19 protein-coding genes and 1 pseudogene are annotated in these 14,874 nt (G+C 39.7%); all 20 read left to right on the top strand.

Annotated features, from left to right (window positions below):
• The first annotated feature begins 57 nt into the window (after positions 1 to 57).
• The 20 genes and pseudogenes from BN2425_RS09675 (at position 58) to spoIIIAD (ending at position 14,820) form a co-directional block, all read left to right on the top strand.
• Complete coding sequence (locus BN2425_RS09675; RefSeq protein ID WP_042458299.1) at positions 58 to 1,119, top strand: M24 family metallopeptidase; 1,062 nt, start codon at positions 58 to 60, stop codon at positions 1,117 to 1,119.
• A 23-nt stretch (positions 1,120 to 1,142) separates the two neighbouring features.
• A complete protein-coding gene (efp, locus tag BN2425_RS09670; RefSeq protein ID WP_042458297.1) occupies positions 1,143 to 1,700 on the top strand; it encodes an elongation factor P in 558 nt (185 codons plus the stop codon).
• Between the two features lie 276 nt (positions 1,701 to 1,976).
• Positions 1,977 to 2,473: pseudogene (locus tag BN2425_RS23515) on the top strand (DUF6803 family protein).
• A gap of 187 nt (positions 2,474 to 2,660) precedes the next feature.
• Positions 2,661 to 3,107, top strand: a complete 447-nt coding sequence (locus BN2425_RS23425; protein WP_319922071.1) for a PCYCGC motif-containing (lipo)protein — start codon at positions 2,661 to 2,663, stop codon at positions 3,105 to 3,107.
• Between the two features lie 10 nt (positions 3,108 to 3,117).
• Positions 3,118 to 3,792 carry a c-type cytochrome gene (locus BN2425_RS09650; RefSeq protein WP_042458292.1) on the top strand — a complete coding sequence of 225 codons (675 nt, stop codon included), beginning with the start codon at positions 3,118 to 3,120 and terminating at the stop codon, positions 3,790 to 3,792.
• Between the two features lie 220 nt (positions 3,793 to 4,012).
• The gene (locus BN2425_RS09645; RefSeq protein ID WP_042458289.1) at positions 4,013 to 5,068 is read left to right on the top strand and encodes a hypothetical protein; all 1,056 of its coding nucleotides are present in this window, start codon (positions 4,013 to 4,015) and stop codon (positions 5,066 to 5,068) included.
• A gap of 15 nt (positions 5,069 to 5,083) precedes the next feature.
• Entirely contained in the window at positions 5,084 to 5,536 is a 453-nt protein-coding gene (locus BN2425_RS09640) for a cytochrome c maturation protein CcmE (RefSeq protein WP_042458286.1), read from the top strand.
• Between the two features lie 25 nt (positions 5,537 to 5,561).
• The gene (locus tag BN2425_RS09635) at positions 5,562 to 7,544 is read left to right on the top strand and encodes a heme lyase CcmF/NrfE family subunit (RefSeq protein WP_042458284.1); all 1,983 of its coding nucleotides are present in this window, start codon (positions 5,562 to 5,564) and stop codon (positions 7,542 to 7,544) included.
• A gap of 2 nt (positions 7,545 to 7,546) precedes the next feature.
• Positions 7,547 to 8,050: a cytochrome c-type biogenesis protein gene (locus BN2425_RS09630; protein ID WP_042458281.1), complete on the top strand. Its 504-nt coding sequence runs from the start codon at positions 7,547 to 7,549 to the stop codon at positions 8,048 to 8,050.
• 12 nt (positions 8,051 to 8,062) lie between these two features.
• The gene (locus tag BN2425_RS09625) at positions 8,063 to 8,437 is read left to right on the top strand and encodes a hypothetical protein (RefSeq protein ID WP_042458278.1); all 375 of its coding nucleotides are present in this window, start codon (positions 8,063 to 8,065) and stop codon (positions 8,435 to 8,437) included.
• Positions 8,434 to 9,429: a hypothetical protein gene (locus BN2425_RS09620; RefSeq protein ID WP_042458275.1), complete on the top strand. Its 996-nt coding sequence runs from the start codon at positions 8,434 to 8,436 to the stop codon at positions 9,427 to 9,429. The genes BN2425_RS09625 and BN2425_RS09620 overlap by 4 nt, the downstream gene beginning before the upstream one ends.
• Positions 9,430 to 9,454: 25 nt before the next feature.
• Positions 9,455 to 10,159, top strand: a complete 705-nt coding sequence (ccmA, locus tag BN2425_RS09615) for a heme ABC exporter ATP-binding protein CcmA (protein ID WP_042458272.1) — start codon at positions 9,455 to 9,457, stop codon at positions 10,157 to 10,159.
• Entirely contained in the window at positions 10,156 to 10,836 is a 681-nt protein-coding gene (locus tag BN2425_RS09610) for a heme exporter protein CcmB (protein ID WP_042458268.1), read from the top strand. The genes ccmA and BN2425_RS09610 overlap by 4 nt, the downstream gene beginning before the upstream one ends.
• 3 nt (positions 10,837 to 10,839) lie before the next feature.
• A complete protein-coding gene (locus BN2425_RS09605) occupies positions 10,840 to 11,601 on the top strand; it encodes a cytochrome c biogenesis protein (RefSeq protein WP_074433037.1) in 762 nt (253 codons plus the stop codon).
• 11 nt (positions 11,602 to 11,612) lie between these two features.
• Positions 11,613 to 11,744 carry a CcmD family protein gene (locus tag BN2425_RS09600; protein ID WP_081798036.1) on the top strand — a complete coding sequence of 44 codons (132 nt, stop codon included), beginning with the start codon at positions 11,613 to 11,615 and terminating at the stop codon, positions 11,742 to 11,744.
• Positions 11,745 to 11,813: 69 nt separating this feature from the next.
• Complete coding sequence (locus BN2425_RS09595; protein ID WP_042458265.1) at positions 11,814 to 12,323, top strand: TlpA family protein disulfide reductase; 510 nt, start codon at positions 11,814 to 11,816, stop codon at positions 12,321 to 12,323.
• Between the two features lie 442 nt (positions 12,324 to 12,765).
• Positions 12,766 to 13,683, top strand: coding sequence for a stage III sporulation protein AA (gene spoIIIAA / locus BN2425_RS09590; protein WP_042458262.1), 918 nt, complete (start codon positions 12,766 to 12,768; stop codon positions 13,681 to 13,683).
• On the top strand, positions 13,684 to 14,199 hold the full coding sequence (spoIIIAB, locus tag BN2425_RS09585) for a stage III sporulation protein SpoIIIAB (RefSeq protein WP_042458259.1): 516 nt from the start codon (positions 13,684 to 13,686) through the stop codon (positions 14,197 to 14,199).
• An 11-nt stretch (positions 14,200 to 14,210) separates the two neighbouring features.
• On the top strand, positions 14,211 to 14,414 hold the full coding sequence (gene spoIIIAC / locus BN2425_RS09580) for a stage III sporulation protein AC (protein ID WP_042458257.1): 204 nt from the start codon (positions 14,211 to 14,213) through the stop codon (positions 14,412 to 14,414).
• Between the two features lie 16 nt (positions 14,415 to 14,430).
• Positions 14,431 to 14,820 carry a stage III sporulation protein AD gene (gene spoIIIAD, locus BN2425_RS09575; protein ID WP_235714599.1) on the top strand — a complete coding sequence of 130 codons (390 nt, stop codon included), beginning with the start codon at positions 14,431 to 14,433 and terminating at the stop codon, positions 14,818 to 14,820.
• Positions 14,821 to 14,874: the final 54 nt, after the last annotated feature.

Genomic DNA, 14,874 nt, shown 5'->3' with positions numbered 1-14,874 from the left:
TGCTTTTGTTGTGATAAAATATTTCTATCCGTGTGGATCAAAAGGAGAGTGGAAACCATGGCAAAGTTAGAAAACCTGAGGGAACAGTTCGCCGAATTTGGAATCGATGGCATCTTGATTACCAGCCCTTATAACCGACGTTACATATCAAATTTTACCGGGACTTCTGGAGTCGTGTTAATCAGTGAGGAGAAGGCCCAGTTTATCACGGATTTCCGTTACATTGAACAAGCGTCTAAACAATGTGAAGGATTTGAAATTGTTAAGTATTCTGAATCAATACCAAAGGAAGTGGCGGAACAGTCAAAAAAATTAGGAATTCATAAGCTTGGGGTGGAAGAGGATTTTTTAACTTACTCTTCTTATAAAGTATATGAAAATGAAGTAGAAGCTGAACTTGTCCCCATTTCAGGTATTGTTGAAAAATTGCGCTTGATTAAGAGTGACGCAGAGATTAAGATATTAAAGGACGCAGCAGACATTGCAGATGCTGCATTTAAACATGTTTTAGACTTTATTCGCCCGGGTGTCACTGAACTGGAAGTATCAAATGAGTTAGAATTTTTCATGAGGAAAGCTGGGGCGACATCTTCTTCCTTCGATACGATTGTTGCATCGGGAATTAGATCTGCACTTCCACATGGTGTGGCCAGTGAAAAGGTCATTGAAAAAGGCGATATGGTTACCATGGATTACGGTGCCTATTATAAAGGGTATGTATCTGACATTACCAGAACCATTGCAGTAGGGGAACCAGCAGCAGAACTTAAGAAGATTTATCAAATTGTTCTAGAAGCTCAACTGCGCGGGATGGAAGGCATTAAACCAGGTTTGACAGGGAAGCAGGCAGATGCCTTAACCAGAGATTATATCTCCGAAAAAGGCTATGGTGAGTATTTTGGACATTCTACCGGCCATGGCATCGGACTTGAAGTTCATGAAGGTCCTGGTTTATCGATGCGGTCAGATACCGTTTTAGTGCCCGGAATGGTGGTAACTTGTGAACCTGGTATTTATATTCCAGGTCTTGGCGGTGTTCGAATTGAAGATGATTTGATTATCACAAATGAACACAACGAACCGCTTACACATTCTGCAAAAGAACTAATCATCTTGTAATTTATTTAGGAGGATTCATACACATGATTTCAGTTAACGATTTCCGCACTGGATTAACCATTGAAGTGGATGGCGGCATTTGGCGCGTCATTGATTTCCAACACGTAAAACCAGGAAAGGGAGCTGCTTTCGTCCGTTCCAAACTTCGTAATCTTCGGACTGGTGCCATTCAAGAAAAAACATTCCGTGCGGGTGAAAAAGTAGAAAAGGCACAAATTGATAACCGTAAAATGCAGTATTTATATGCTAGCGGTGACCAACACGTATTTATGGATATGGAATCTTACGAGCAGGTGGAACTGCCAGCTGCAAGCATTGAATATGAATTGAAATTCTTAAAGGAAAACATGGAAGTTCATATCATGATGTTCCAAGGTGAGACACTAGGTGTAGAATTGCCAAATACAGTGGAGTTGGAAGTAACTGACACAGAACCAGGTATTAAAGGTGATACGGCTTCTGGAGGTACAAAACCTGCTACCTTAGAAACTGGACACGTTGTTCAGGTTCCATTCTTTGTTAACCAAGGAGACCGTTTAATTATTAATACTACAGACGGAACTTATGTATCACGCGCATAATTTTCTTTACAGGAGGCTAACCAAGCCTCCTGTTTTTCTTTTATTTTTGCTCTATTAAATGATAATGTTGATTTTTTTAACTCTGTTGATTGAAGCGGAATGCGCTCGACTCCTGCGGGTTCGCTGAGCTTCTTTCGCTTCAATCAACAGCCAAATTTAACAGAGCCTTTAATTTAAAAAACAGCGTTAACAATTTATCCAAAGTTTCTGCATAGTTTCTGCATATTTTGTCCTTACATTAGGGGAGTAACCACCAATTGTAAGGGAGCAAACCAAATGAACATGACACATTATATGGGGCTGTTGGCAGATAACCAGCCTTGGAACTTAATTATTTTTATGGCCATTCCGGTTATCTGTGCAGAAACAATCGCTGTTTCAGAACTTGCCATACTTTTTACCCGCAAACTTGATAGCACATTAAAAAAAGTAAATAAAGCCGTCTCCATTTTTGGAGGTATTTATTTCACGGGGATTTTCTTCTATTTGTTGAAAACAGCCTATATTCCTTTAAGTGTTAATGGTGACTGGAAGGGATGGATTGATGTAGTCGCTGTAACCTTTTATTTGTAGGGATCGTTCCCCTGCTAGGAATGGCTTTGCTAGATTTAGGAATCATCTTTAAAAAGAAATCGGCTTTGAAAAAATTGAAAATTCATGCGATTTTTGTAGGGATGTTTTTAATTATTTCCCATATTGCCATGATCTTTGGTATGGTTGATCCAGCATTAGGGTCAAGCAGCAATGCCGGGCACAATCCGATGAATATGTAGATGATTGTATGCTGGGGATAGAATGTTTTTATCTCTGGCATTTTTTTATCTGCAAATGGATGGTATTAACTTTTATTATTTTATAAAACTTCACTAAATAGTAAGATTTATTAACTTCCTGTGGAAAGTTGATTTGCTAAAATGAAGTCGTAATCAAACAAAATTAGAGCAAAGGGGTGACTAACTGATGAAAAAACTTTCTTCTCTATTGGTACTATGTTTTGCTATTGTACTCATTGCGGCTGCCTGCAGCTCTAATAAGGCCAATGTCACACTTGATAAAAAACATGCACCACTACCGGATTATGTCTTAAATGCGCCTGAAAAAGTTCAAGAGACATATAAGATGGTATCTAATTATCCGGAAGTTGTTGCTCAAGTTCCCTGCTATTGCGGATGTGGTGTTTCGGATGGTCATAAAAGCAATTTAGACTGCTTCATCGGCCATTTTGGTGGTGACAATGCCGTTAGTGAATGGGACCCTATGGGCATATCCTGAGACGTTTGTGTAGATATCGCCCGGGAGGCGATTGACATGAATCTTAGTGGTAAAAGCCCTGCGAAAATTTATGATTTAATAACAAAAAAATATGAAGATTTTGGGGAACCCACTCCAACTCCAGAGCCAAAATAAGGAGTAACCCATGAAGAAAATTTTACTCGGAATCTACATTTTGATTATGATCGGCATTGTATTTGCAATAGGAAATAGCAGAATCTTTGATAATCAAAATTCTAAGGCAGTGGCAGCTGGAGAAAAGGTATACAACAAAAACTGCTTAATCTGCCATGGTGAAACGGGAAAAGGCGAAGGAAAAAATGCCGGAACGGCTCTAAATAACCAGCATTTTTTAAACAATGTTTCTGACCAAGACTTGTTTAACTATATTAAACATGGTCGGGAAAGCACTGCTATGCCTGCATATGGCCCAAGGCTATCTGATAATGAGATAAACAGTCTTACAGTATTTATTAGAAATTGGCAGACAGAGGACATTAACTTTGATATTCCTAAAACCATAACCGGAAGCTCGGAAGATGGTGAGAAGTTATACAACTTATACTGCCTTTCCTGCCATGGAGAGGCAGGAGCCGGCATTCTAAAAATGGGACCAGCCTTATCCAATCCTCAATATTTAAAATATACAACTGATACCCAAATATGGAGCGATACAGCATATGGCCGTGAAGAAACTAGGATGGGTCCATCCCTAAAGGGACAAGAAGGAGTCCGCCAACTTAATAAACAAGAAATCTCCGATATTGTAACCTATATTCGATCCTTAGAACAACATAGCGAACCAAAAACCTCTGAATGAAATGTTCATACAGGGGTTTTTTGCTGTTCATTATAATTTAGACTTTTGAACATTTTGTGGTTTTTTTATGACGAAAACGTAACGTTTTTGCCCTCTTAACAAAATGTTCAATAGTGATTCCGCCGTAGAGCATCCATAAATAATATATTTATTTCAAAGAGGACTATAGTGGAAAGCTTTAACATTTTGCGGTCGTTTTTTTAAATCAAGGAGGATCTTTATGCGTACAAGTAAGATACTTGCAGTATTGTTAATCGGTTTTTTTCTAATCAGCTTTATAACCCCAAAAGCGTATGCCGAAACTGAGTTTCAGGCCGAAAAGTTTCCCTTTAAATCCATGCAAGTTCAAATCATGCCGGAGTTTGACTATCCTCAGGATTGGCCATCACGGGACATCCCATCCTTATTAGTAAGCCAATATGGAACGATTACAAACAAGAGTGGACAAGATTTTAATGAGAAAATTGAAATACCGGTCCCTGCTAACGATAAAGGTTTTGAGGCGATCTTAGTAGCTGATTTTCCAGAAAAGGATAAGCCTGAAGAACAGCGTCCATACGATGTTGACAAAGAAAAGGGGAACATTTCCTGGAAACCATCTAACCCTATTAAGAATAATGAAACATATGAGTACGTCATTGAGTACTATACCCAAACAATCGAGGTAAATGACAGCAAGAACTTTACATATGAACTGAATAATAATGCTGATATTGAGCAATTAGACATTATCTATTATGCCCCTATGAACTCCAAGGATATCCAAATGGAACCAAAGGCACAGGATAATTCCAAGGATGATTATGGTGAAGATCTCTATTTTTATCAGTACAGCAATGTGAAAAAGGGTGAGCCGCTAAAATATACCTTCTCCTACAAAAAGGATGGGACAGAATCATCAATGGAAGCGATAAGCAAACTTAATCCTCCGGATGATGAGAACCATGCAGGGGTGAACGGCACAGCTACCGATCAGGTCACAAAAGGCAGCAAAAGTTCTAATTCCAACAAATCGCTCATTGGAATTGGCGGTGCATCAATAATTGGGATCGCCATTATTATTGCCGGGATATTTGTGTATTTGGGATTAAAAGTAAGTTTCAAAAGTGCTGCAAAGCCTGAAAAATCAAACAAGCCAACTCAGAAGAAACCGACAGCAATAAAAAAGGACAGCCGGCAAGACCGGGCGGAAGAAAAAAAGGAGCTCCGGAAAAAACTCCTAACAGGAAAAATTGACCAGGACACGTACGAAGAAGAGATGAAAAAGTTAATTTAATGAGAGGTGAGCAGGATGAAGAAAAACACGCTTGTAGTCATTGGTGGGCTTATTATTGCAGGGGCCATTGTTTTCCTCCTTATGGCTGCTACGCCAGGGTCAAGTGGAGTGGAGTTAACGTTGGACAAGCTTTTGGCCACTCAGGACCAGCATCAAGACGATTATGTTACAGTAGAAGGTTTACTCATTGAGGACTCGATTAAATGGAATCCGGACAAAATTGAATTGCAATTTGATGTGAAGGACAACAAAGGCAATTTGATGCATGTCATTCATCATGGCACTAAACCGGATAACTTTGTCGAAGGCGTCATAACCATCCTTGAGGGAGCTCCAACTAAAAAAGATACGTTTGTGGCAGAAACAGTGAAAACAAGATGCCCTTCAAAATATGAAGGTCAAAATATCAAAAACTATGATCCTGAAACACATAAGGACAAGCTAAACCAGCCGGCGAAAGAACAATAATAGGCAAACTTGAGAAGGTGACCAAATGTATTTATTCTCTAATGCAATAATCTATTTAGGATTAGCTATCTCGTTATACTCACTTCTTATTATCACTCTTGGAATCAGCACGAAAAATCAAAAATTTGTTAATAGTGGAAAAGGTGGAATTATTGCTCTGCTTTTATGTTCTTCTTTAGCCATGCTATCACTGTTGTATCTTTTGGGAACATCGCAGTTTCAATATGTGTATGTATCAGACTATACAAGCAGCGAGCTGCCGATCATTTACAAGCTTACCGCCTTATGGGCAGGAAATTCCGGATCCCTGTTATTGTGGACGTTTTTCTTAACCCTTTACACAGCAATGATTGCCTTCTCGAGAAAAATGAAAGGGAATCCAATGGTTCCCTATATTTCTGCCATTCTAATGGCGAATGCGGTATTCTTTTTCTTCATATTGGCCTTTGTCTCTAAGCCATTTGCAATTCTAGACGCAATTCCAATTGAAGGTAAAGGTTTGAATCCAATGTTGCAAAACCCAGGGATGATTATTCACCCAGTAACGCTTTATCTTGGTTACGTAGGTCTTGCCATACCGTTCGCATTTGCAATGGCGGCGTTAATATTGAAAAATGTTGACGATTTTTGGATAAAGATGACTAGGCGATGGACGATTATTGCTTGGCTATTCTTAAGTCTTGGAAATATTTTCGGGGGCCAATGGGCGTATGTTGAACTTGGCTGGGGCGGCTACTGGTCCTGGGATGCGGTTGAAAATGCCTCATTTATGCCATGGCTAACAGCTACTGCTTTCTTGCATTCTGTTATGATTCAAGAACGTAAAAATATGCTCAAGGTGTGGAATATTAGCCTAATAATTGTATCATATGCTTTGACCCTTTTTGGAACATTCTTGGTGCGAAGTGGTGTACTGACAAGTGTACACGCATTCGCCAACTCGAATTTGGGTCTCTACTTCTTAATCTTTATGGCAATTGCTGTTATTGGAGCACTCTACGTGCTGATGAGCCGCTACAATTTATTAAAACGCAGTGCAGGAGAGTTTCAATCCCTTATCTCAAAAGAAAGCAGCTTTTTAGTCAACAATCTTTTGCTTGTTGGGGCTGCATTTGCAACATTCTGGGGAACCATTTTTCCACTTGTGTCAGAAGCAGTCAGAGGAACCAAGGTTACAGTCGGACTGCCGTTCTTTAACAAAGTAGAAGCTCCGATTTTATTATCTATGATGTTCGTCATGGCGGTTTGTCCTTTGTTAGCCTGGCAAAAATCTACGGTTAAGAATTTAAGAAAGAACTTTCTCGTGCCGGCTATAATTGCTGTAGCTGCAATGGGATTAATGATCTTCTTGGGTATGCATAAAGCATGGGCCGTTATTGGCTATGGGGTAATTGCCCTCTTACTTATTACTCATTTCTTGGAGTTTTACCGTGGTGTCAAGGCGCGGAGAAAAATGACCAAAGAAAAACCACTTGTAGCTCTATATCGGTTAATGATCCGTAATCGTCGCAGGTATGGCGGGTATATGGTTCACTTAGGAATTGCTTTTATTGCGATGGGAATTATCGGATCACAAAACTATGATTTGGAGACAATGAAAACGGTACCGCTTGGAGGATCGATTGAATTAAAAGATTACCGACTCAACTACGAACGTCTTGATCAGAAAAAGGAAGGTGTCAATGATATCGTTTATGCTGATATAACGGTATTTAAAAACGGTAAAAAACTAGGAACCTATCAACCTGAAAAGGTATTCTACGGAAATTGGGATCAGCCTTCCTCTGAAGTCTCAATTATCTCTTCTATGAGAGAAGACCTGTATGTCGTTTTAAGTGCATGGGAAGATGACGGCAAAGCAACCTTTGTGGTAAAAATTAACCCAATGATGAATTGGCTATGGGTCGGTTCTTTCATGATTGTTATTGGTGCACTTTTTGCAATCTGGAATGGGAAATATGGTAATGTCACTCCAAGGTACACTGGGGTGTGCAAAGAGGTGGCATAAACATGAAGAATAAAGTATATCTCGGTTTCCTTATTCTGTTCGTCATTTTTCAAACTCCGCTATTGCGGGTACACGCAGCCGAATTTGATTACAAATCTGCTGAATTCAAAGCGGTGGCTTCCCAATTTCGCTGTACCTGCGGATGCGGGCAGGATCATTTTGAGTGTGATCCAAATACCTGCAATGAGACCAAAGAATTTAAGCAAGATTTAGTTGATATGATGAAAAAAGGATGGGATAAAGATAAAATCCGTGATTATTATGTCAACATTTATGGAGAAGAAATACTCACTGCCCCAGAAAAAAGCGGCTTTAGCTTAGCTGCCTGGACTCTTCCTTTTGCAGCAATAGGCATTGCTGGAGCCGGATTGTTCTTTGTCATCCGTAAATGGGTAAAAAGAAAAGCTCCTGACGAGACGAATGAAACGGTACAGGATATAGAAGAGGAAGTTGAGGGGGAAATCCTATCTTCCTTAATTGATGAAGAACGTAAAAAGTATCTTTAGGATGTGAACGTTATGCCGGATATCTCCCTTATTTCCATAATATTTACAGCAGCATTGACATTGGTTTGTTTATTTTTAATCTTATCCCCGTTACTTAAGTGGGATACATACTTTCAGCATAAGACGGGCGGCCAGGATTTATCCATTTCAAAAGAAGCACTGTTAACAACTTTGAATGAATTGGAATTCGAGTACAAAATGGATAAAATATCGCACGCCGACTATAAAAATTTACGGAAGCAATATGAGGTGGAAATTGCGAATATTCTTCAGGAAGAGGAACGATTGCAAACAGTCAATATTGACGAAGAGCTGATGGCCGAAGTGGAAAAAGAAATTGAACTGCAAATGAAAAGCTATAAGAAGCAAAAGGGGGATGTAAAGTGATTAAGAAAATCACCATATTCCTTCTTGGGTGGCTGTTTTTATTTCCAAATTTCGGGCAAGCAGCGGCTGCTGACTCAAACATTGTAATTGATATGGATTATCTCGTTGTTAGTCCCGGGGAAGACGAATCTACCAATATGATGAACATGGTGAATTATTCGAATCCCTCAGATCAGGATTATAAAGGGGACGGACAAGGTGAGGCGGTATTAAAGGTTACCCTTCCTAAAGGGATTAAGGACTTAAATTTTTCGGATAGCAAAATTGCCTTTAAACAGACAGAAACTGGTTTTATTACGACAACTCCAATACCTGCAAATCAAACCATGGTACTGCCCTACAGTTATCGGGTCGAAAAAGGGAAAGAAATAAACCTCACTGTAGACTATTCGGTCCAGTTGTTCCAAATACTTGTGCCAGAGGGGATGGGCAGTATAGAAATTAAAGGAACGGATTATACCAGTCAAGGTCTTTTCAAATTTGATGATCAAAACTATTGGGGATACAGTATTGAAAATATAAAAGCGAATCAAACATTCACTATTTTCTACAACAAAGACATACAGCCTAAAAGTGATACGGCGCTGGCAGAGACAGATAGCACCAATAAAAGTACTAGCTCTGTTACACGAACGGCACCTGCCTTCCATAACCCAGGCCATTTAAGAATGTGGGCCCAATCACCTTTGCACAGATTTAACCCGCATGTGTTTTTAATTATTATGGGTGCCATCGTCATTGCGGGTGTTTCCTACTATATTTACTTTAGAAGAAAAGCTAGATTTGAGCAGGAGCGGCTTGGTGCAGATAAAGAAGAGAAGGCCTTTAAGCTGTTAATGTCTAAGCAAAAAGCCATTATGGATAAAATTATTGAGCTAGAAGAAACCTTTGGTGACGGGAAGCTGACCGAGAATGAATATCAAGCAAAGCTTAATGCCTATAAACAGCATTTAGTACAGGTGAAATTAAGTTTACGTGAATTCATAGAGTAGCTTGCTAGTAAGGGAGGAACAACCAATGATAGAAATAACCAAGCTGACAAAGCAAGCAGATAATAAGTTGATACTGCGTGGTATTGACATCAAGGTAAGCAAAGGGGAAACAGTGGCTATACTTGGTCCAAATGGTGCCGGAAAAAGTACATTGTTAAAGATTATTGCAGGCTTGATTAAACCAACATCCGGGTTAGTTAAAATGAAAGGCTTGGACATAAAAAAAGATGGCTTCGAAATAAAGAAAAGTATCGGTTATTTACCTCATGCTAGTTTACTATATGACCATTATTCACCATTAGAAAATCTTGTTTTTTTTGGGAAGCTTTATGGAGTGGAACAAGTAGAAGAGAGGGCGGTTCAACTAGTGAAAGAGGTGGGGTTATCCTTTTTTCTGCATGATCCCGTTAAAAACTTTTCCCGTGGAATGGTACAGAGGATTGCCATCGCCAGAGCGATTATCCACGACCCGGAAATCCTCCTTTTAGATGAGCCGCATACAGGGTTGGATCAAGGTGCGATGACGATCCTTAATAATGTCATCTTAACTATGAAAAATAAAGGGACAACCACATTAATGGTTACCCATGATTTTAAACAGGCGGCAGAAATTTGTGACCGGATTATTATTATTAAAAACGGGAAACTAGTGGACGATTTTCAAGTGAAAGATCAATCAATCGAATTGGTAACTGAAAAGTATGCGAGGCAACTGGAGGGAGTGTCATGAACCTAGTGAAATCCGCTCTTTTGCTAGCAAAAAAGGACTTGTTTTCTGAGTGGAAAACAAAACAAGTGCTTGTTACCCAAATTATCTTCGCCAGCTTGGTGATTGTGGTATTCAGCTTTGCCTTTGACCCGTCCAATAATATGACAAAGGCGGTCATCCCGGGAATTATCTGGGTTATTATCGTGTTCGCAGGAATATTAGGCTTAAACAGATCGATTGTCTCCGAACAGCGAAATGACACAATGTATGCTCTATTAGTGGCACCGATGGAGCCTGCAGGAATCTATTTAGGAAAGTTCATTGCTAACTTTACCATGATCATGATTGTCGAAACCATTGCTATTCCATTTTTGTTTTTGCTGTTTGATTTCAATATGGCCGGAAGTATACCCTATTTCATTCTTATCATTTTTGTTGGTAGTTTTGGATTTGTTTCCATTGGGACGTTTTTAGCTGCATTGGCTGGAAACTCAAAAAGTAGTGAAATGTTGCTTCCGTTACTGCTGTTTCCAATCGCAAGCCCTGTCCTGATTGGGGTTACCCAGGCAACGAGAATTGTTTTATCGGATATGAGCAAATTATCGAGCGCACTGGCTTGGACCCAGATGGTTACATCCTATGATGTTATTTTCTTTGTAATTTCATTATTCTTAATTGATTATGTACTGGAGGTTTAAGCAATGAGTATGAATCTCGAACAAGAGAAACCACTGCTTCCTGATTCTCCGCTCTCAAAATCAAAGAGCGCCTATCTGCCAAAGGTATTACTTGGCAGTACCATTATTACGATGTTGACATCAATTTATTTTATTTTCCTTTATGCAGAGGAAGAAAAGACAATGGGGGCTGCTCAAAAGATTTTTTATTTTCATGTCAGTTCCGCATGGGTTGCCTTTTTTGCCTTTTTCATAACTTGCTTATTTAGTATTTTGTTCCTGGTTAAGCGTCAAAGAATATACGATACATACGCGTATGTGTCCGCTGAAATTGGTGTAGTTTTTACCATTATTGTTTTAACAACAGGTCCTATTTGGGCGAAATCAGCTTGGAATACATGGTGGGTCTGGGAGCCGCGGTTGATTACCACACTAATTCTCTTCTTCCTCTACATTGCTTATATCATGATCAGGCAAATGGATGGGGTCTGGGATAAAAAGGCCCGGCTGGCCTCTGTATTTGGCATTATTGGTTTTGTAGATGTTCCCATTGTTTTCTTTGCCATTCGCTGGTGGCAGACCAAATTGCATCCGGTCGTATTTGGCGAAGGATCGGACCAATCAGGAGGCGGCATTGCACCTTCCATGCTTGCTGCATTGTTAATTTCCATTTTAGCTTTTACAATTCTTTATGCCTACTTGTTAAATAAAGGCGTCACACTTGAAAATTTGAAAATAAAGGTTGAGCAGTATAAAGAAAAGTTAAGAATGGATATCGAAAATTAGGAGGAATCAAGATGACTTATCAATATATGTATGCGGCCTATACAGTAGCTTGGGTGGTTATTTTTGGCTATCTTTTCATTTTGGACAGAAAACAAAGCAAGCTCAAGAAGGATATTGAATTTTTAAAGCAATTGGAGAAATAGAACCAATAAGGCTGACAAGGAAGTCAGCCTGTATTGTACAACACCCCAGGATCGTATGGAGGCGTTACGATGAAAAAACCGATTATTAAATTATTCGTGTTAGTTTTAGTAATTAGCATGTTTGGGTTTTTTGGATATAGCCTGGTCACAAAAGGAAAACACACAGATGTGGGGGATCAGGCATATTCTTTCGTGCTGCCTAATTATAATGGTACAACAACCCAACTTGAGGATTTTAAAGGCAAAGTGGTGATATTGAACTACTTTGCAAGCTGGTGTGCTCCATGTAAGGAGGAATTTCCTGAACTGGCGGCATTTCAAAAGGATTATGGAATTAAATATCCTTTATTAATGATCAACCGTGGTGAAACCGTTGACCGCATTAAAAAAGTCTCTGAAAACAACAAGGAGGGAATGACCTATTTATTTGACTATAATGCAAAAGTTTCAAAACAATTTAATGTAACGGGACAACCCGAAACCTTTGTTATTGATAAGCAGGGGATCATCAGAGAACATTATAATGGCCCCGTCACTGAAATGCAGTTATACAACTGGGCTAAAAAATATGATAATTAATATAAAAAGAGGATTGAATCATTTAAATGATTCAATCCTCTTTTTTGTTCTTGGCTCTGTTAAACGATACTGTTAAATTTTTTAACTCTGTCAATTGGAGCGGAAGGCGCTCGACTCCTCGAAAATCCTCCATTATGCTTTCGCATAATTTCGTGCGAAAAAAGTTTATGGAAGCTTTCCTTGTGCTATCGCATTTTCTTCGTGGGTAGATTCGAGGGTGACTTTCAGTGTCCTGCGGGAGTACCCGGCACGCCCGCGGGTTCGCTGAGCTTCTTTCGCTGCAATCAACAGCCAAATTTAACAGAGCCTTGTTTTTAAATGAATTAAATAGAAGAAAAGAATAGGGTGAATTGCTAGTCATAATGTGGCCAAGCAGGCATACATTTTAAATAGCGAGATACTAGAAAATCAGGAAACCAATGCAATAAAGGAGGTAGCCATTTTGGAAACGATTCTAAGCTTTTTGCCAAAAAACATTGTAGAACAAATAAAACAAATCCCTCCTAAACAGCTCGAAGAATTAGAAGAAATTAGAATAAGGATTCATCGTCCAATGGAATTGTCGTTAAAGGGTACGCCGTACTTTTTATCGTATATCATTCAGCCGGAAGATGCCTTTCATCTGTTAAATAAAATCAGCAGCTACTCCATTTATACCCTAGAAGAGGAGCTTAAGCGTGGGTATATCACCGTTTCAGGAGGGCATCGAATCGGTCTTGCCGGTAAGGTCATTTTAGAGGAAGGCAGGGTAAAGGCGATTAGAGATGTTTCTTCGTTTAACATTCGGGTTGCTAGAGAAAAAATCGGCATCGCCAACACTGTTATCCCCTTTATATTTAAGGGGAACTGGCAGAATACCATGGTAATTGGGGCACCGCAAACGGGAAAAACCACCTTGCTTCGTGACATTGCCAGGATCATTTCAACTGGGGAGAGAAACATTCCTGCCAGCAAGGTGGGCATTGTTGATGAACGAAGTGAGATTGCTGGATGTGTCAATGGGGTTCCACAATTATCATTTGGTCATCGCTTAGATGTACTAGATGCATGTCCAAAAGCCGAGGGAATGATGATGATGATCCGCTCTATGAGCCCTGAGGTGTTAATTGTGGATGAAATTGGACGCTGGGAAGATACGGAGGCAATACTCGAGGCAGTTCATGCCGGAATCAAACTGGTCATGACAACTCACGGGACGAGCCTGCAAGAGATAACGGGGAGACCTACTCTAAAACAAATTATCGACCAAAAGATATTTCAGCGGTTTATTGTCCTTAATAGAAGTGCTGGTCCCGGAACCATTACTCATATACTGGATGAGTCTGGAAGAGAATTGAAGCAAAAAGTGAGCGTGACATAAATGGTTAAATTAATTGGCGCCATATTTATTATTGTTGCGACAACATTGACAGGATTCGAGGCTTCCAGGCACTTTAGTGATCGGCCCAAACAGTTACGGGCTTTAAGGAGCGCATTGCAATCACTTGAGGCTGAAATCATGTATGGGCACACCCCTTTGCATGAGGCATCAAGGAGGTTGGCAGAACAGTTGTCAAAGCCGCTATCCACTTTCTTTGGGACCTTTTCTCAGAAATTAATGGATACGGAAACGACCGTTAAAGAAGCATGGCAAACCAGCTTAAAGGAAGTATGGGGTGCCACGGCTCTCAAAAATGCAGAATTTGAGATTATGAAGCAATTTGGAGAAACCCTAGGACGCCATGATCGCTTTTCCCAACAAAAGCAGATTATGCTGACTCTTACCCATTTAGAAAGAGAAGAAGCTAACGCTGTCCAAGCACAAGCAAAATATGAAAAAATGGTCAAGAGTCTGGGATTTTTGTCAGGCTTGCTGTTGATTATTCTACTATTTTAGGGGGAAAAGCAATGGGTTTAGAAGTGGATATTATTTTTAAGATAGCCGGAGTAGGCATTGTAGTGGCATTTCTGCATACCGTCTTAGATCAGGTAGGTAAAAAAGAGTACGCCCAGTGGGTAACACTGTTTGGATTTATCTACATTTTGTTTCAAGTGGCATCCATTGTGAATGATTTGTTCCAAAAAATAAAATCGGTGTTTTTGTTCCAATAGAAGGGAGGGCTTTGCGATTGAAATTCTTAAAATAGTCGGCATCGCGCTGATCGCTACTTTTCTATCTTTAATTGTTAAAGAGCAAAAACCTAACCTTGCCTTCCTGTTAATTGTGTTTGTCGGCTGTTCCATCTTTCTTTTTTTGGTAGATAAGATCTATGAGATCATCCACATGCTCGAACGCCTTGCGTTAAATGCCAAGGTAAATATGGTATATGTGGAAACAATTCTTAAAATTATTGGCATTGCTTATATTGCTGAATTTGCAGTCCAGATTACCAAAGATGCTGGACAAGGAGCCATTGCTTCAAAAATTGAATTAGCAGGGAAGATTATCATTCTAGCAATGGCAATACCAATTTTGACCGTGTTAATTGAGACCATAATCAAGTTGATTCCAAGTTAAATCCAGGACTGAAGGATAAAGCAAACGGAGCGCTCAGTCCAATTGGCGGGAGCA

It is taken from the genome of Neobacillus dielmonensis, assembly GCF_000612665.1.
In the GTDB taxonomy this organism is placed as follows: domain Bacteria; phylum Bacillota; class Bacilli; order Bacillales; family Cytobacillaceae; genus Neobacillus; species Neobacillus dielmonensis.
This window is presented reverse-complemented; position numbering and strand designations above follow the sequence as displayed.